The following is a 17,487-nucleotide window of genomic DNA, read 5'->3' as shown; positions in this document are numbered from 1 at the left end:
GTGTATTGATTGTTTAAGCGAACAATCAAGAATCTTTTCCGACTGTAATTGTTGGGAATTATCGAATGCTAGAAATATACTAAGTTTGGCAATTTTTTTACAAAATTGGGCATTGCTGCATGGCATGATGGAAGCGCCCCTGCAACGTTGTGCTTTGCGTGCGTAACATACCAAAGAGCCCGCGGTCTCTCGTGGAGAACGCGGGCTCTTTGGTATTCAATCCTGTGCCTTGTAGGCAAAAGCTGTGGTCTAGATGCCCAGATCGCGCAGCAGGTTGTCAACGGCCATGTTGCCCATGGTTTCCGTAGCTCCAGCGGTAGAGGACGAGCAGTGCGAACCCATCACAAGGTTGTCCAGCTCATACCATGCGGGATTGGTCGGGGGTTCCTGCTCAAAAACGTCAAGGCCAGCACCATAGATGTTGCCTTGCTGCAGGGCCGCCAACAGGGCGGTTTCGTCAATCAGGCCGCCACGGGCTGTGTTGATGAGCACTGCGGTCTTTTTCATGGAGGTCAGACGTTCGGCATTGATGAGGTTGCGGGTTTCGTCGGTCAGCACTGTGTGCAGGGTGATGAAATCCGCCTCGCGGCAGATGCGGTCAACGTCGGCGCGTTCAACGCCTTCCTTGGCGGTCCAGGCATCGTCCCACACCACGTCGTGGGCGAGAACCTTCATGCCAAACCCCTGGGCGCGTTTGACCACGCAGCGGCCAATGGCCCCCAGGCCGATAATGCCGATGGTTTTGCCGTACAGATCGATGCTGGTGATCTTGCCCCAGTCTTTCTGGCGGCAGCGGCGGTCTATAAGACCGGCCTTGCGCGCCACCATAAGCATAAGGGTAAGCGCGTAGTCGGCCACGGCATTGCTGTTGGCCCCAACAGTGCGCGATACCGCAATGCCGCGCTGCTTGCAGGCTTCAAGGTCAATGTTGTCGAGGCCCACGCCGTATTTGGCAATGGCCTTGAGATTGGGTGCCGCAGCCAGCACATCGGCGTCCATGGGGTCAACGCCAAGAATAACGCCCGCGCAGCTGGCCAGCTTTTCTTTCATCTGCTCGGCGGAAAGAATGCCGCCCGTGTCGTTGCGTATTACTTCCAGTCCAGCCTGGGCCAGACGGTCAAAAAGCTCTGGATTTGTTTTGCCAAAAGAGCGGGGTGTTACAAGAATTTTCACAAAAACTCCTTGTGAGGATATGGGCAGTATCTGGCCGGTAACCGGCGAATACAGCCTTACTACTCTGCGGGTATTTGTCAACGCGACGTTTTATTTTGCCCTTGCAACGCGTAATAGCCGCCGGGTAAACCCGACGGCTATTCCTCTTCGCACTGCAAAGCGTATTACGCCTGCACGTCAAGCTTGCCGCCAATGCCCTCGGCGGCCAGCCCTTGACTGCGCATGTTCTGCTCCATTTCCGCGCCTTTATCAATGGTTCCATTGATCAGCGCTGCAGACATGCTGGCCTGAAAGTTCAGGGCGCTCTTGGTCACGCTTACGCTCATGCCCATTTGCACATCGTCCATGTCGTGCTCCTTGGTCGCTTATGCGGCCTCTACATCTTCCCTTATCGGTCTGGTCGCAAAAAAATGTAGGGCATATCGCCTGATCATAAAAAGTTCATTGCTCTCTCGGCATGCCTTCGCCTGGGGCTCATGCTCTTTGAGATATTTTCATGTTGATGGGTCGCGCAGAATGCGGAAAACAAAACTGCAAAAGCATGAAAATGCGCTATGCCCGGCAGAACTGTGGGGCGATGTTGTGGCGGCAAAAAATAAATGGTCTCCGGGTATTAACAGTGGAAAGTTTGATGTTAACTATTGTAACGTTGCCATTGGTTTTTACGCGTCGCTGCGCTGGTGCGGGTTGACCATTGCGGCAGGCGGCAACTCCATGTAGGCTGATACGAATTCCCGGATAGTCGTCAGAGGGCACTCGATGCCGTCTGGCGGACAACGCGCAACCGAATATCTCCCAGGATTTTGCCATGAACACAAAGCAGGATATCACCGCAACCGGCATGCCCCTTATCGACAGCGTGGTTGAGCGTCTCTGCCACGAAAGCTCGCTCAGCGCCGTGTGGCATCGTTCTGGCCAGGGTGCGCCCATGCCGTCGTTGCCCGTGCTTTCCGAAATACTCGAGCGTCTGCGCGCGGCCATTTTTCCCGGCTATTTCGGCGCGGCCACGGTGCGGCGTGAATCAATGCGCTACCACCTGTCGGCCAACCTGGACAGCATTCACCGCCTGTTGGGCGAACAGATCGTGCGCGGTTTCTGCTTTAGCTGTGAGGGGCTTGGTATTCCCTGCACCTCGTGCGAAACGGAAGGCCAGCAGGCCGCACTGGCCTTTATGGACAGCCTGCCGGAAATACGCCGCCTGCTGGCGGGCGACGCCAAGGCTGCCTATGAGGGTGACCCCGCTGCCACCAGCCCCGGCGAAACCATTTTCTGCTATCCTTCGCTGCGGGCCATGTTTCATCACCGCATCGCCCACGAGCTGTACAAGCTCAAGGTGCCGGTGATTCCGCGCATTATTTCTGAAATGGCACACAGCACCACGGGTATTGATATCCACCCCGGCGCGGCCATTGGCGAAGAATTTTTCATCGACCACGGCACTGGCGTGGTTATTGGCGAAACCTGCATCATCGGGCGCAACTGCCGCCTGTATCAGGGCGTGACCCTGGGCGCGCTTTCCTTCCCCAAAAATGCGGACGGCACGCTCACCAAGGGCAACCCGCGCCACCCCATACTGTGCGACAACGTCACTGTTTACGCTGGTGCCACCATTCTTGGCCGCATTACGGTGGGGAAGGGCGCGGTGGTTGGCGGCAACGTGTGGATCACTCAGGACGTGCCGGAAGGCGCGCGCATTGCACAGGAAAAGCCACGTGTCTGATCGGCTCAAGCTGCTTCCTCTACCGCGGCAGGCCCGACCGGGCATACCGTCGGGGCGTCTGCGAAACAGGGCTGTGCCCCTGCTGCTGGTGGCCCTGGCATGCGCAGTGCTGCTGCCTGTGGGCGGGTGCGGCATGAGCGTCAAGCCCAGCGGGCAGGTGGTTACAGAAATAGGCGTTGGCCGCTAGCAGCCACGCCAAACGATTTGGGAGGGTCCCGCCGTTTCATGGGCGCGCAGCAGCGTGCCGTGTGCGGCGGGCCTTTTTTGTTTGAGTCAGTGTAATCGGGGAGCTTGTGAATTGCTGGCTGGTCAGGTGAATTTTCAGGCGCAGGTGGGCTTGCAGTATGGACATGAAGTCCCTTGCATGACATAATCCCGCCTTCTTAAATTCTGGCTGTGGGCAAGGTGTCTGGGCAGATGCGGCGCTGACGGATCGGAAAGTGGAGTTGTCATGGAATTTTTTACCGAAGTTGTGGGCACGAGTATCAAGATATACGCGCTCATGACGCCCCCTGCCGTACTGAGCGCCTTTATCAGCGGCACAAAGGGCTTTGACAAAAAGCAGAAATCGACCGTGGCCGCCAAAACTTCTGCGGCCATCTTTGTTATTGGCGTAACGCTGTTTCTGTTTGGCCCGCACCTTTTTTCGCTTTTCGGCTTCACGTTGGACGCCTTTCGCATTGGCGCTGGTGTGCTGCTTTTTCTTACAGCTGTTTCTCTCATGAACGACGATGGCAAGGATGCGCTCTCCGGCAAAGAGGGCGACATCAGCGTTGTGCCGCTGGCCATACCGCTGGGCATGGGGCCTGCCTCCATTGGCGCGGTCATGGTTATGGGAGCTTCGGCAACCGAAATGCAGCAGGTGCTGGTGGGCGTGTTTTCTCTGCTGGCGGCATCGTTTGGCATGTTCATGCTGCTGTGCATGGCCGATGGCGTGGTGCGCGCCCTGCACCACACGGGCATTGCCGTGCTCTCCAAACTTACGGGTCTGCTGCTGGCCGCCATTGCGGCGCAGGTCATTTTTACGGGAATACGGGCCTTTTTGGGTTAGCTGGCGGCGACTGCAAATGGTATTAACGGCGAAATCTGGGTATTTCGCCGTTTTGATATGAATAAGAGGGTTTTGGCGGTTAAGGGGTAATGCCCGGCGCAGTGGCCGCAGGCGGCCACGCTACGGGCAGGGTGACAGGGTGTGTAAACGGCATGGGGTCTGCTGCCCCGGCGCGGTATTGCTCCCCAAAAAGCTTGGACGCGTAACGGGGCAACACGAGGAGGATGTCATGAGCGTACTGGAAAAAATGTTTAATCCTGCGGCCAGAGGCAGCACGGTTCGGCGCGAAATGCTGGCCGGTCTTACCAGTTTTATGGCCATGTGCTACCTGATTTTTGTGGTTCCCGGCATGCTTTCTGACGCCGGTATGCCCAAGGATTCCGCCGTGGCGGCCACCATCTGGATTACGGTTATCGCTACGCTGATCATGGGCCTGTGGGCCAAGTTCCCCGTGGGCGTTGCGCCCGGCCTCGGTATTACCGCCTTTTTTGCCTACTACGTTTGCGGCCCTGCGGGCTATACATGGCAGACAGGCCTTGGCGCCGTGTTTATTTCTGGCGTGGTCTTTCTGCTGCTTACCGTCACCAGGGTGCGCCAGCTCATCATCAATGCCGTGCCCATGGATCTCAAGTATGCCATTGTGGTCGGTATTGGTGCCTTCATCGCCTTTATCGGCATGAAGAGCTGCGGCCTGGTGGCTGCCAGCCCCGCCACCTTTGTGACCCTGGGCAATCTTGGCGACCCCAAGGTGCTGCTGTCTGTGGCGGGCATCTTCCTTATTGGCGCGCTGCTTTCGCTGCGCGTGCCCGGCGCCATGATCATCGGCATTGTGACCATTGCCATCGCCGGCATGGTGCTTGGCGTTTCTCAGGTGCCGCAGGGCAGCATTTTTAACGCATCGCTGCCCCTGCCCACCGAAACCTTCATGGCCATGGACCTGAAGGGCGCGCTGCACCACGGCCTGATCTCCATCATCTTTACCCTGACCATGGTTGACCTGTTCGACAACATGGGCGTGCTGATCGGTCTTTCGCAGAAGGCTGGCTTTATCCGCGAAGACGGCCACATCGAAAATCTCGACAAGGCCCTGATTTCAGACTCCATCGCTACCATGACCAGTGCCGTCATGGGTGCCACCACCGCCACCAGCTACCTTGAAAGCGCCGCTGGCGTTGCCGAGGGCGGCCGCACCGGCCTGACCGCCGTGACCATAGCCGTGCTCTTTTTCCTCACCCTGTTTTTTGCCCCGCTGGTGAGTATGGTTCCCGCCTACGCCACCGCTCCGGTGCTTATCATCGTGGGCGCCATGATGATGCAGGAAGTGGGACGCATCAAGTTCAAGGACTTTACCGTGGCCCTGCCCGCCTTTTTGACCATCATCAGCATGCCGCTGACCTTCAACATCGCCACCGGCTTTGGCTTTGGCTTTGTGAGCTGGGTGGGCATCAAGGTGCTTTCTGGCCGCTTCAAGGATCTCAACATCGTGATGTTGATCATTGCCATGTGCTTTGTGATCAACTTTGCCCTGCGCCTGCACTAGGCCGATTATTGTTGAAGCTGTAGTGTGGAGCTGCGGCAACGCGCCGTGATCACACAGTAAATCCCCGTTCCGGTTCCTGCCGGACGGGGATTTGTTTTTTTGTAATCGCACGGGCAAAGCGTTCTGCTCCTTGCCTTTGCCTCCGCATCAGGGCATACTTTGCGACCGAAAATAAACGCTCACCAGCCCACAAGGCACATGAGGAATATTCGCACATGGCAATGCTTCTGCAATCACAGCGCCCCGTTAAACCCCTGTGGCGGGAATACGGCGAAGCCCTGTTCGTCGCGCTTATCCTGGCTTTGGTCATCCGCACCTTTGTGGTGCAGGCTTTTAAAATTCCTTCGGAATCCATGGTCAAAACCCTGCTTGTGGGCGATCATCTGCTGGCAAGCAAGTTTTCGTACGGCATCAAGATTCCCTTTACCCACACCTATATTTACAAGGGGGAAGATCCGGTAAAGGGCGACATTATCATTTTTGAATATCCCAACGACCCCAGCGTTGACTATATCAAGCGCATTGTGGGTACGCCTGGCGACACCATTGAGGTGCGCAACAAGCAGCTGTTCCGCAACGGCGAACCGGTGAAGGAATCGTTCATCCGCTTTACCGAGCCGGACCGCATCCAGCCGGTGCGCGACAATTTTGGTCCGGTGACCGTGCCCGCAGACAAATATTTTGTCATGGGCGACAACCGCGACAATTCCATGGATTCGCGTTTTTGGGGTTTTGTTGACCGCAGCGCCATCCGTGCCAAGGCCTGGCGCATTTACTGGTCGTGGGGCGGGCTGGGCGACATTCGCTGGGACCGTATCGGCAAGGCCGTACAGTAGCGCTTTAACTGAAGACTCGGGCTTCTGGCGCGGGCTGCCTTGGCCCACGTGTTTAGTCAGGTAATTACGGCGCGGGTAGGCTTGCAATCCGCGCCGTTTTTCATTGGTGCAAGGGCAAAGGAGTGCGCATGATTGTCCGTTTGAACAGCGGCGGGGTCGAAGGTGTGGATGCCTACCCCGTGGAACTGGAAGTGGACTTCGTGCGGCAGGGCCTGCCCGGTTTTACCATGGTGGGGTTGGCAGAAACAGCCGTGCGTGAAGCCAAGGACAGGGTTTTTGCGGCCCTGCGCGCCTGCGGTTTCAAGCTGCCGCCAGCGCGTATAACCGTAAATCTTGCTCCCGCGTGGCGGCGCAAAAGCGGCGCAAGCTACGATCTTCCCCTTGCCGTGGGGCTGCTCGCGGCGGCGGGCATTATCCCTGCCGAGCCCTTGCAGGGCATGTACCTTGCGGGCGAGCTCTCACTCAACGGCGCGCTGCGCCCGGTAAGCGGCGTGCTGCCGCTGGCCCTGCTGGCGCGTCAGCAGGGGGCCGCCGGACTGGTGGTTCCTCCGGGTAACGGGGCGGAGGCTGCGGTGGTACGCGGGCTCAAGGTTTTTGCGCCCGAGGGGCTGGGACGTTGCGCTGCTTTTCTGGCTGGTGCGGATCCGCTTGAGCCCCTGTGCGAGCCGGTAGCGGACACACTTGAGACCCCGGCCTACAGCCAGGATTATGCCGAGGTCAAGGGGCAGGAGGCTGCCAAGCGTGCGCTTGAAGTGGCGGCTGCGGGCGGCCACAACGTGCTGCTCATAGGCCCGCCCGGTAGCGGCAAAACCATGCTGGCCCAGCGCCTGCCCACCATATTGCCGCCGCTGGATTTTGAAGAATCGCTGGAAGTTACCAAGATTTACAGCGTTTCTGGCAAGCTGCTGCCAGAAGCCGGGCTCATGCGTGTACGGCCCTTTCGCGCCCCGCACCATACCATTTCAGATGTGGCTCTGGTGGGCGGCGGCGGATACCCGCGCCCTGGCGAGGTGAGCCTTGCCCACAGAGGGGTGCTGTTTCTGGATGAGCTGCCCGAATTTCGCAAAACTGCCCTTGAAGCCTTGCGCCAGCCGCTTGAAGGCGGCGTGGCCGCCATTGCGCGCGCTGCCCACAGCGTGAGCTTTCCCGCTGCCTGCATGCTTGTGGCCGCCATGAATCCCTGCCCTTGCGGCTATTACGGCGATCCCACGCACCAGTGCACCTGCCGTGAAGAACAGCGGGTGCGCTATCAGTCGCGCCTCTCTGGTCCCATGCTCGACCGTATCGACGTACACGTGGAAGTTCCTGCTGTGGCCTACGCCGACTTTCGCGGTGCTGGCAGCGGCGCAAGCTCTGCCGAAATACGCGAGCGCGTGCTCAGGGCGCGGGCTGTGCAGCGGGCGCGCTACGGCAGTGACGGGCCACGCTGCAATGCGGAACTTTCCGGTGCGCTGCTCGACAGGCACTGCGCCCTGGCCGCTGAGGGCCATGCGCTTATGGAGGCCGCCGTCAACCGGCTTTCTCTTTCCGCCAGGGCATGCGCGCGGGTGCTGCGCATGGCGCGCACCATTGCCGACCTGGATGACGCTTCGATCATCGCCACCCGGCATCTGGCCGAAGCGGTATCGCTACGCGTGCTCGACAGGGGATAACCGCACCCGCCTCTGGCATCTGCTGCCAGCCATGCGGACAGTCAAAAACAAGAAAACGCCCGTGGGCTCAGGCTCACGGGCGTTTTTACATAAAAATTGTCTGCTCTTTAGCTGGCGTTGTTGGCAACGCGACGGGCGGCCTGACCGTCGGTATTGTTATGGCGCTGGCGGGCGGCTTTTTCCACATGTTTTTTCTTGGTCTTGCTGGCAGCAGATGCCTTGGTCTGCTTGTCGCGATTGGCGGCCTTGGCCCGGTGCACCGTCTGGGTGCCTTCGCCACGGTCTGCAGCTGCGAACTGGTGGTAGGCTTCGCGGGCGTTTTTGCGAATGTCGGGGTGGTATTTTTCGCGCGGCAGGTTGTCCAGGGCGGCCACTACCGTGGGGGCTTCGTTGCCGCACACTTCAAAGCCGGCATCCAGCAGGCGAAAGGCCTCGATGCTGCGCAGCTGCGAATCGGGTGCGCCCATGATGACGGCCAGCAGGCGCTTGTCACCCTTGAGCGCCGTGAAAATCAGGTTGTAGCCAGAGGCGTTGATCCAGCCGGTTTTCAGGCCGTCTGCACCGGGGTACTGGCCCAGCAGCGGGTTTTTGTTCCAGGTGACCCGGCCCCGGTAGTTGAGCACATGCGTATTGTGAAAGCGCAGGGCGTCGGGGTAGGCGTGCAGGTAGGCGCGCGCAAGCGTGAGCATGTCGCGGGCGGTGGTGTACTGCCCCTTGGCGGGCAGGCCGTGGGGATTCACAAAATAGCTGTCGCGCATGCCCAGGGTGCGGGCCTTGGCGTTCATCATGTTGATGAAGGCTGGCACAGAACCGCCCACATATTCCGCCATGGCGGTGCTGGCGTCGTTGCCGGAAGAAACAGCCATGCCAGTAAGCAGCTGTTCAATGGTGACCTGTTCGTTTTCGTTGAGCCCCATGCGCGAACCACCTGTGCGGGCCGCGTTGCGGCTGACAAAGGTAGTATTGTCCATGCTGGCGAGGCCAGAGCTGAGCTGGTCCATGGCAAGAAACATGGACATGACCTTGGTCAGTGAGGCCGGGGGAATATGCTGGTCGGCATTCTGCTCAAAAAGCACGGCGTCGCGGTCGAGGTCGTACAGAATGGCAGAGCACACACCAAGCGAGCTTTCTGCAGGAACGGCCGGGGCGGAAAATGCCACTCCTGTCTGCGCCAGAACGGCGGCGCAAAACAGGAATGCAAGTGCCAGGAGCGAGCGGAGCGGCGGGCAAAAACGACGGGTGCTTGTCATGCACAGTCCTTATGCGTTGGCTGAACGTCAAGCCTCAAGTGCGCTGCGCTACGCGGCGGTAACGGTAAAACCGTATGTCGCGGGCGTATGGATTTGAGGAAGGCCAATGGGAAAAGTTTAGAGATTTACTAAACAGCATTACGCAATGCTTGTGTACTAAAGATAGGCAGTTATGGCAAGCATGCTGATGAATGCGTGTTTATACAGTTTTTGCCCACAGTTGCATGTGTCTGGATGGTTGGCCGCCGCACCGGCAGACAGCCCGTGTTGCAAATGACAGCAGATGCGGCTGACCGGATACCGATGCTGTTTGTATAATCTGAAAATCAATATATGGCCCGTTTCCCGTCCCGTAGCCATTTCGTTTCTGAAACAAGAAGTGGAATGCGTTTGGCAGCCCTATGGCGTAGTGTGCTTTTGTGCCAAAAATACAAAGCAATGATCATGCGGTCAGGATGGCCATATGCATGGCAGCAAAAGCAAGAAAGGAGGTTATCGTGCTCGATATACCACGCATTTTTACCATTACAGAAAGTGAACACCGCATCCATAATCCTTACACGGCAGAGAAACTTGCCACCCTTGGAGCGGTGCTGCGGCTCAAACCTGAAACGCGAGTGCTCGATCTTGGCAGCGGTTCGGGCGAAATGCTGTGCACCTGGGCTCGCGATCACGCAATCACGGGCACGGGCATAGATATGAGCCCCCTGTTCTGCCAGCAGGCTGACCAGCGCGCCAGAGAGCTTGGCGTTGGCGGCAGGGTACGCTTTATCCATGCCGACGCGGCAGGCTACGTTGCCAATGAGAAGGTCGATCTGGCCGCCTGTATTGGAGCCACGTGGATTGGCGGGGGCGCTGCTGGCACAATTGAACTGTTGTCGCGCAGCCTTTGCCCCGGCGGTATGATACTGGTGGGCGAACCGTACTGGCTGCGGTTGCCCCCAACGGAAGACATTGCCAGAAACAGCGACGCTTCCGCCATTGCCGATTTCCATACCCTGCCGGAGCTGGTGGCTTCGTTTGGCAAGCTTGGCTACGACGTGGTGGAAATGGTGCTGGCAGATCAGGAGGGCTGGGACAGGTACGAAGCCGCCAAGTGGCTGACCATGCGCCGCTGGCTTGAGGCCAATCCCAACGATGGCTTTGCCGCAGAGATACGCAACCAGCTCACCATCCAGCCTGCGCGCTACGTAACCTACACGCGCGAGTATCTCGGTTGGGGAGTATTTGCGCTGATGGCACGGTAACACGGCGCAAAAAACATAAAAAAGCCTGTGTGTCCCCAAAATGCGGACACACAGGCTTTTTGTCTTTGTGCGTTGCTGCGGATCAGGCGTCTGCATCCATGCGAAAATCCACACGGATTTTGAACAGCCTGGTGGCAGGCAGGTTAAGAATGGCAATGCCCGTGTCTGCCGAAATGGCGTCAAGCGTGGCCTGCGATTCTTCGCGCGAAGGGCTGATAAGCGTAAACCATATGTTATAGGCGTGTTCGCGCAGGTAGTTGTGCGTAACGCCAGGGCATGCGTTAACCCGCGCCACAAAACCATCCATCTTGTCGTCCGGCACTTTTGCGGCGCACAGGGTGGAAACAAAGCCCAGCTTGGCCGACTGGAAGTTTGCGCCAAGACGGCGAATAATCTTGCGGGCCTTGAGGTCGCGCACGCGTTGCAGCGCTTCTTCTTCGGCAATGCCAAGCATCTGGCCCAGATCGGCGTAAGGGCGGGGCGTAAGCGGAAAGCCTGTCTGGATGATATCCAGCAGTTGCCGGTCTACGCTGTCCATTAGCGCTTCGGTATTGGCAGAGGGGGCCGCGTGGGCCGTTTGCTGCGTCATGGAGTTCCTCGTATGGCTCAGGGGTTTTCCTTGCGGCGCATCTTGGCCGGAATATAGGTGCACAGGGGCTCTTCGCCCATGTGGTCGCCGTCCATGCTGTGGGCGCGGGCGCGGCAGCCGCCGCAGACCTTGTGGTATTCGCACACGCCGCACTTGCCCGTGTAGGTGGACTGGTCGCGGAACTGCAAAAAGTATTTGCTCTCGCGCCATATCTGCGGAAAGGGCGTTTCGCGCACGTTGCCGCAATTCAGCTCAAGGTAGCCGCAGGGCTGCACCTGTCCCACATGGCTGATAAAGCAAAAGCCCGTGCCGCCCAGACAGCCGCGGGTGAGGGCGTCCATGCCAAAGGTTTCGGGTGTAACGCTGATGCCTTCTTCCTTGGCGCGCTGGCGCATGATGCGGTAGTAGTGCGGCGCACAGGTGGCCTTGAGGTGCATCTTCGTGCCCTTGCGAAAATCGTAGAGCCAGTGCAGCACGTCTTCGTATTCCTGCGCAGTGATGACCTGATCGGCCAGGCCAGAGGCGCGGCCCATGGGCACCAGCAAAAAGATGTGCCATGCGGCAGCGCCGATGCGTTCACACAGCTCGAAAATTTTTTTGAAGCTGCTCAGGTTGTTGCGTGTAACCGTGGTGTTGATCTGAAAGGGCATGCCCACGGATTTGAGGTATTCAATGCCGCGCAGCGAGGCCTCGAATGCGCCGGGTACGCCCCGGAAGCTGTCGTGGCTGGCCGCATCCGGCCCGTCGATGGAGATGGAGCAACGGTTGACGCCCGCATCCTTGATTTTTTGCGCTGCTTCGGGGGTGATCAGCGTGCCGTTGGGCGAAAAGGCGCAGGGCAGCCCCTTGCTGTTGGCATAGGCCACCAGCTCGTACACGTCGGGCCGCATCATGGGGTCGCCGCCGGTAAAGATGATGATGGGCTTGCCCACCTGAGGGAAGGTGTCGATGAGGGCCTTGGCCTCTTCGGTAGACAGCTCGCCGGGGTAGGGTTCCGGGTGTGCTTCGGCTCGGCAGTGCTTGCAGGCCAGATTGCAGGAACGGGTCATTTCCCAGGCAATGAGGCGGCAGGCGGGGCTGCCGTCTTCAAGGGTGCGCAGGGGGGCGGTTACGCCGTCCGGGTGGCCGGAAGAGGGATTACCGGCAGCGCCAGCGGGATGCCCGCTGGGGTGGCCTCCCGGATGCCCGCCGGGGTGGCCCATGTTGGTAGGATGGTTGCTCATTATCGTGCCAGTCCTTCACGTAGGATGGTTTCTGTAAAGTAGGTGATGATCATGTCGGCCCCGGCGCGTTTCAGACCGGTGAGTGATTCCATCATCACGGCGCGTTCGTCAATCCAGCCGTTAAGACCGGCAGCGCGGATCATGGAATATTCGCCGCTCACCTGATAGGCGCACAGGGGCACACTGGTATTGTCGCGCACGGTGCGGATGATGTCACTGTACGGCCCTGCGGGCTTGACGATAAGCGCGTCCGCGCCTTCCTCAAGGTCGGCAAAGGCTTCAAGCAGGGCCTCGCGGGCATTGCCGGGGTCCATCTGGTATGATTTGCGGTCGCCGCAGGAAGGGGCGCTTTCCGCCGCTTCGCGGAAGGGGCCGTAGTAGGCCGAGGCGTATTTGACGGCATAGGACATGATGGGCGTGGTCATAAGGCCGCCCTCGTCCAGTGCTTCGCGTATGGCGGCCACGCGGCCATCCATCATGTCAGAGGGAGCCACCATGTCGGCACCAGCCGCAGCATGGCTTACGGCTGTTTGGGCCAGCAGGGGCAGGGTGGCGTCGTTGAGTACTTCGCCGTCGGGCATGAGAATGCCACAGTGGCCGTGTTTCATGTATTCGCACAGGCACACGTCGGTGATGACGTAGAGCTTGGGCCAGCGGTGCTTGAGCAGCCGCACTGCCTGCTGCACGATGCCGTCTTCGGCATACGCGCCAGAGGCGTATTCGTCCTTGAGATCAGGAATGCCAAACAGGATGACGGATTTGAGGCCCGTGTCCACGGCCTTTTCCACCTGTTTTTCCAGTTCGGCAAGGCTGAGCTGGAACTGGCCGGGCATGGAGCCGATTTCCTTGCGAAAGCCCTTGTCGTCGGTTTCCACCACAAAGTAGGGCATGATGAGGTCTTCAACAAGAAGAGGTGCGGTTTCACGCACAATGGAACGCAGTTCGGGGGTGGCGCGCAGACGGCGGCCTCTATGGAATGTGGTCATGGCTGTTGTCCTTTGTTCTGCGTGTGCAGGTCGGTGCTTGGCCAGCCTGTGCAGCAGGTGCTGCCGGTGATTGCAAGTGTATGTGCAGCAGATGCATGACCGCTCGGTTGCGGGCTTGCCCTGCCTGTTTGCCTGTTTTGAACTATGCCCTGCTTTCCGCATAAAAAACAAGCGGCGCGCCAGTGCGGACGTAGCAGGCTACGACCGGGGCGCGCCGCCATGCGTGCACATTCAGCGGAAAAAGGGCTGCGTCTGCGCGCTATTTAATGCCGATTTCCTCATCCGTCAGATAACAGGCAGGGTCCTGCGCCCACTCGTCGCCATAGAAGGCTTCAGCGCGGGCACGGAAGTTGCCGCCGCAGATGTTCAGGAACTGGCACTTTGCGCAACGGCCCTTGACGTGAGCCTTCTTGTCCTTGAGCTTGTGCAGCAGTTCGATCTGCGGATCGTCCCAAATCTGCGAGAAGGGGCGTTCAAGCACATTGCCGAAGGTGTGGTCACGCCAGAACTGGTCTGCGTGCACCTTGCCGTCCCACGAAATACAGCCAATGCCGCGACCAGAGCTGTTGCCCTCGTTGTACTGCAAAAGCTCAAACACTTCTTCGGCCCGCTTGGGATCTTCGCGCTTCATGCGCATCCACACATAGGGGCCGTCGGCGTGGTTGTCGACGGTGAGAATTTCCTTGGGCTTGCCCGCTTCAAACAAGGCGCGGGTTTCGTCCATGATCAGGTCGAGCACCTGACGGGTTTCGGCGTGGTCAAGGTCTTCCTTGATCAGTTCTGAACCGCGTCCAGAGTACACCAGATGGTAAAAACAGGCGCGCGGCACTTCCAGATCGTTGAGCAGGCGGAAAATGCCGGGGATTTCAGCCACGTTGCGCTTGTTGATGGTAAAGCGCAGGCCCACCTTGAGGCCTTCGGCCTGACAGTTGGCAATGCCCTCAAGAGCTTTTTTGAAAGCCCCGGGCACAGCGCGGAACTTGTCGTGCACGGCTTCCATGCCGTCCAGAGAAATACCCACGTAGGAAAGGCCCACTTCCTTGAGTTCGCGGGCTTTTTCCTTGGTGATGAGCGTGCCGTTGGTAGAAATAACCGCGCGCATGCCACGGGAGGTGGCGTGGCTGGCAAGCTCGACCAGATCCTTGCGCACCAGCGGTTCGCCGCCAGAGAACAGCATGACCGGCGCACCGTAGGCGGCCAGATCGTTGATCATGGTCTTGGCCTGTTCGGTGTTGATGTCGTCCGAGCCGTCCACTTCGATGGCGTGGGCGTAGCAGTGCACGCACTTGAGGTTGCAGCGCTGGGTCATGTTCCAGACCACAACGGGCTTTTTGTCTTTGGAGAACTGCAGCAGGTGCGAGGGCAACTTGCCAGATTCGCGTCCGTAACGCAGGGCGTCCGAGGGCTCGACCTGTCCGCAATACAGTTTGGAAATGCCTATCATGGCTTGATCCTTATTGTTCGATGCGTTGTTTCAGCACGGCAAAGGCCTCGTCAATTCCTTCGGCCTTTGTGCCGCCCGCCTGTGCCATGTCGGGTCTGCCGCCGCCAGAACCGCCGCAGGGGGCGGCCACGTCCTTGATGAGGGCGGGAGCAGTGAATTTGCCGTGCAGGTCTTTGGAAACATACAGCAAAAGCCCAACTTTGCCGTCTTCTGCCGTGGCCAGGCAGGCTACGGCATTTTCAGAAAGGCGCGAACGCACGTCGTCCATGATTTCGCGCAGGGCTTTGACGGGAACATTATCCAGCTTGGCGGCCAGAACGCGCACGCCATTTACTTCCTGAGCGCGGGCGGCCAGGTCGGCCCCGGTCACAGGCGCGGCTGCGGCCTTTTCAGAGGCCTTGCGCAGCTTTTTAACATCGTTTTGCAGAGCGGTCACGCGCTCGGCCAGCTGGCCGGAGCGGGCCTTGAGCTGACCGGCAAGAGCGGCCAGTTCTGCACGCTGCTCCACGGCCTGGGCATAGGCATTCCAGCCGGTTACGGCTTCGATGCGCCGCGTACCAGCGGCCACGCCGCTTTCAGACACGATCATGAAGGCTCCGGCCTCACCAGTGCGTTCAAGGTGCGTGCCGCCGCACAGTTCCACTGATTCAGGGTCGCTCTTTTCCGCGCCAGAAACTGTGAGCACGCGCACAATATCGCCATATTTTTCGCCAAACAGGGCCATAGCGCCGCTGGCCATGGCTTCGGCCACGGGCATTTCCCTGGCGGTGACGGGCAGGTCGGCCATGATGGCGCGGTTTACGTCGCGCTCCACAGCGGCCAGCTCTTCAGGCGTGAGGGCGGCAATATGCGAAAAGTCAAAGCGCAAACGGTGCGGGTCAACCAGCGAACCGGCCTGCTTGACATGCGAACCCAGCGCTCGGCGCAGGGCGGCGTGCAGCAGGTGGGTGCAGGTGTGATTGCGGGCGGTGGATTTGCGCTGGTCGGCGTCAACCTTCAGGGTGGCTTCGCCGCCCTTGTGCAGTTCGCCCTTGGTCACTTCAATCTCGTGCACCAGCAGGGTGGGCGCAGGCTTGTGTGTGGTGACCACCCTGGCCTCGCCCGTGAGGCTCGCCAGTGTGCCCATGTCGCCAGCCTGACCGCCGCCCTCGCCGTAAAAAGGCGTGGTGGCGGTGATGGCGTAGCCGGTATCGCCTTCGCCAAGGTCGTTGACCTGTTCGCCCGCACCGTTGAGCAGCAGGGTGATCTGGCTCTTGTCGGTAAGGCGTTCATAGCCCACAAAGGTGCTGCTCACGCCTGCGTCCAGCAGGGGCTTGAAGACGTTTGCGCTGTCTGCCTGACCCAGCAGTCCGCCTTTTTTCTGGTGCTCGCGGGCACGCTTGCGCTGCTCGGCCATGTGTTTTTCAAAACCCGCGCTGTCGGCGGTAAAGCCGCGTTTTTCAGCCACGTCGGTAACGATATCAAGCGGGAAGCCGTAGGTATCATACAGCTTGAAGCAGAATTCGCCGGGAATCTGCGTTTTACCGGCGGCCTTGAGGGCTGCCAGTTCTTCGTCCAGCAGTTCCAGGCCCTTTTGCAGGGTGAGGGAGAAGCGCTGTTCTTCCTCGTGCACCGCGCGGGCGATAAAGTCGGCGTGTTCGGTCAGCTCGGGGTAGGCGTCGCCCATGACTTCGGTGACCTTGCGGGCTACCTTGTGCATGAAGGGCTCGTTGACGCCCATGAGCGTGGCAAAACGCAGTGCGCGGCGGATAAGGCGGCGCAGCACGTAGCCTCGTCCCTCGTTGGAGGGCAGCACCCCGCCCGCCACAAGAAAGGCGGCGGAACGGCTGTGGTCGGCAATGACGCGCAGGGCCGTATCCACATCGTTGGTGTCGGGAGCGCTGAAGCTGTAGCTCACATTTGCCAGCGAAGCAGCATACTGGATGATTTCCTGAAACAGGTCGCAGTCGAAGTTGGAGCGTTTGCCCTGGGCAACGGCGGCCATGCGTTCAAGGCCCATGCCCGTATCGATGTTGGGATTGGCCAGGGCCACGCGCGTGCCGTCGGCAGACTGGTCAAACTGCGTGAACACAAGGTTCCAGATTTCGAGGAAACGGTCGCAGTCGCACTTGCCAATGCCGCAGTCGGGGCCGCAAGACATGTCTTCGCCCTGATCAACGTAGATTTCGGAGCAGGGGCCGCAGGGACCGGTATCGCCCATGGTCCAGAAGTTGTCCTTTTCGCCCATGCGCACAATGCGGTCGGCGGGCAGCCCGGCAACTTCGGCCCAGATGGCGGCGGCTTCGTCGTCATCGCGGAACACGGTGACCCAAAGCTTTTCCTTGGGCAGTTCAAGCTCGCCCGTCACAAATTCCCATGCCCAGGTGATGGCCTCGCGCTTGAAATAGTCGCCAAACGAAAAGTTGCCCAGCATTTCAAAAAACGTGTGGTGGCGCGCGGTGCGGCCCACGTTTTCGAGATCGTTGTGCTTGCCCGAAACGCGCAGGCACTTCTGACAGGTTGTGGCGCGGCTGTATGCGCGTTTTTCTTCGCCCAGAAACAGCTTTTTAAACTGCACCATGCCCGCGTTGGTGAACAGTAGGGTGGGGTCGTTGGGCGGAATGATGGGGCCGGATTCCACAATTTCGTGCTGGTGGCGGTGAAAAAATTCGAGGTAGCGGCGGCGTATTTCTTTGGCGGTGAGCATTTACTGGCTCCGTAATGGGGTCTGCGCGGGCAGTGGCCCCGCCCCCCCCCGCGCGCGGGAGGCGCCGCGCCCCCGCCGGCCGCCGCGGCC

16 protein-coding genes are annotated in these 17,487 nt (G+C 59.4%); 8 read left to right on the top strand and 8 right to left on the bottom strand.

Annotation, left to right across the window (positions count from 1 at the left end; all coding sequences use genetic code 11):
* Positions 1 to 249: 249 nt before the first annotated feature.
* Together F8N36_RS14900 and F8N36_RS14895 are read right to left on the bottom strand one after the other, a co-directional pair.
* The gene (locus F8N36_RS14900) at positions 250 to 1,173 is read right to left on the bottom strand and encodes a phosphoglycerate dehydrogenase (RefSeq protein ID WP_291333699.1); all 924 of its coding nucleotides are present in this window, start codon (positions 1,171 to 1,173) and stop codon (positions 250 to 252) included.
* 164 nt (positions 1,174 to 1,337) lie between these two features.
* On the bottom strand, positions 1,338 to 1,520 hold the full coding sequence (locus F8N36_RS14895; protein ID WP_291333697.1) for a hypothetical protein: 183 nt from the start codon (positions 1,518 to 1,520) through the stop codon (positions 1,338 to 1,340).
* 169 nt (positions 1,521 to 1,689) lie between these two features.
* Here F8N36_RS14895 and F8N36_RS14890 point away from each other — a divergent pair, with 169 nt between their 5' ends.
* The 7 genes from F8N36_RS14890 to F8N36_RS14860 all read left to right on the top strand — a co-directional run bounded on the left by F8N36_RS14890 (position 1,690) and on the right by F8N36_RS14860 (position 7,972).
* Positions 1,690 to 1,893 carry a hypothetical protein gene (locus F8N36_RS14890; protein WP_291333695.1) on the top strand — a complete coding sequence of 68 codons (204 nt, stop codon included), beginning with the start codon at positions 1,690 to 1,692 and terminating at the stop codon, positions 1,891 to 1,893.
* A gap of 88 nt (positions 1,894 to 1,981) precedes the next feature.
* A complete protein-coding gene (epsC, locus tag F8N36_RS14885; RefSeq protein ID WP_291333693.1) occupies positions 1,982 to 2,893 on the top strand; it encodes a serine O-acetyltransferase EpsC in 912 nt (303 codons plus the stop codon).
* Positions 2,886 to 3,080: a hypothetical protein gene (locus tag F8N36_RS14880; RefSeq protein WP_291333691.1), complete on the top strand. Its 195-nt coding sequence runs from the start codon at positions 2,886 to 2,888 to the stop codon at positions 3,078 to 3,080. Before epsC ends, F8N36_RS14880 begins: the two co-directional genes overlap by 8 nt.
* Before the next feature lie 264 nt (positions 3,081 to 3,344).
* A complete protein-coding gene (locus tag F8N36_RS14875) occupies positions 3,345 to 3,944 on the top strand; it encodes a MarC family protein (protein WP_291333689.1) in 600 nt (199 codons plus the stop codon).
* A gap of 229 nt (positions 3,945 to 4,173) precedes the next feature.
* The gene (locus tag F8N36_RS14870; RefSeq protein WP_291333687.1) at positions 4,174 to 5,484 is read left to right on the top strand and encodes an NCS2 family permease; all 1,311 of its coding nucleotides are present in this window, start codon (positions 4,174 to 4,176) and stop codon (positions 5,482 to 5,484) included.
* A 215-nt stretch (positions 5,485 to 5,699) separates the two neighbouring features.
* Positions 5,700 to 6,320: a signal peptidase I gene (gene lepB, locus F8N36_RS14865; RefSeq protein ID WP_291333685.1), complete on the top strand. Its 621-nt coding sequence runs from the start codon at positions 5,700 to 5,702 to the stop codon at positions 6,318 to 6,320.
* Positions 6,321 to 6,448: 128 nt separating this feature from the next.
* On the top strand, positions 6,449 to 7,972 hold the full coding sequence (locus tag F8N36_RS14860; RefSeq protein WP_291333683.1) for a YifB family Mg chelatase-like AAA ATPase: 1,524 nt from the start codon (positions 6,449 to 6,451) through the stop codon (positions 7,970 to 7,972).
* A 107-nt stretch (positions 7,973 to 8,079) separates the two neighbouring features.
* Here F8N36_RS14860 and F8N36_RS14855 read toward each other — a convergent pair whose 3' ends face one another.
* A complete protein-coding gene (locus tag F8N36_RS14855; protein ID WP_291333681.1) occupies positions 8,080 to 9,222 on the bottom strand; it encodes a D-alanyl-D-alanine carboxypeptidase family protein in 1,143 nt (380 codons plus the stop codon).
* A 497-nt stretch (positions 9,223 to 9,719) separates the two neighbouring features.
* On the opposite strand from F8N36_RS14855, the gene F8N36_RS14850 reads away from it, so the two are divergent.
* Positions 9,720 to 10,469, top strand: coding sequence for a class I SAM-dependent methyltransferase (locus F8N36_RS14850; RefSeq protein WP_291333679.1), 750 nt, complete (start codon positions 9,720 to 9,722; stop codon positions 10,467 to 10,469).
* 82 nt (positions 10,470 to 10,551) lie between these two features.
* On the opposite strand, the gene F8N36_RS14845 is transcribed toward F8N36_RS14850, so the two are convergent.
* From F8N36_RS14845 to alaS, 5 genes are all read right to left on the bottom strand, one after another.
* Positions 10,552 to 11,058, bottom strand: a complete 507-nt coding sequence (locus tag F8N36_RS14845; RefSeq protein WP_291333677.1) for an AsnC family transcriptional regulator — start codon at positions 11,056 to 11,058, stop codon at positions 10,552 to 10,554.
* 17 nt (positions 11,059 to 11,075) lie between these two features.
* Complete coding sequence (gene ahbD, locus F8N36_RS14840) at positions 11,076 to 12,281, bottom strand: heme b synthase (protein ID WP_291333675.1); 1,206 nt, start codon at positions 12,279 to 12,281, stop codon at positions 11,076 to 11,078.
* Positions 12,281 to 13,267, bottom strand: coding sequence for a porphobilinogen synthase (gene hemB, locus F8N36_RS14835; protein WP_291333673.1), 987 nt, complete (start codon positions 13,265 to 13,267; stop codon positions 12,281 to 12,283). The genes ahbD and hemB overlap by 1 nt, the downstream gene beginning before the upstream one ends.
* A 259-nt stretch (positions 13,268 to 13,526) precedes the next feature.
* On the bottom strand, positions 13,527 to 14,711 hold the full coding sequence (gene ahbC / locus F8N36_RS14830) for a 12,18-didecarboxysiroheme deacetylase (protein ID WP_291333670.1): 1,185 nt from the start codon (positions 14,709 to 14,711) through the stop codon (positions 13,527 to 13,529).
* Between the two features lie 10 nt (positions 14,712 to 14,721).
* Positions 14,722 to 17,397 (bottom strand): alanine--tRNA ligase, encoded by a 2,676-nt coding sequence (gene alaS, locus F8N36_RS14825; protein ID WP_291333668.1) that lies wholly within the window; start codon positions 17,395 to 17,397, stop codon positions 14,722 to 14,724.
* Positions 17,398 to 17,487 lie beyond the last annotated feature (90 nt).

Origin of the sequence: Desulfovibrio sp., assembly GCF_009712225.1 — a bacterium.
In the GTDB taxonomy this organism is placed as follows: domain Bacteria; phylum Desulfobacterota; class Desulfovibrionia; order Desulfovibrionales; family Desulfovibrionaceae; genus Desulfovibrio.
Note: the sequence above shows the minus strand (reverse complement) of the source record. Positions and strands in the feature narration are given on the sequence as shown.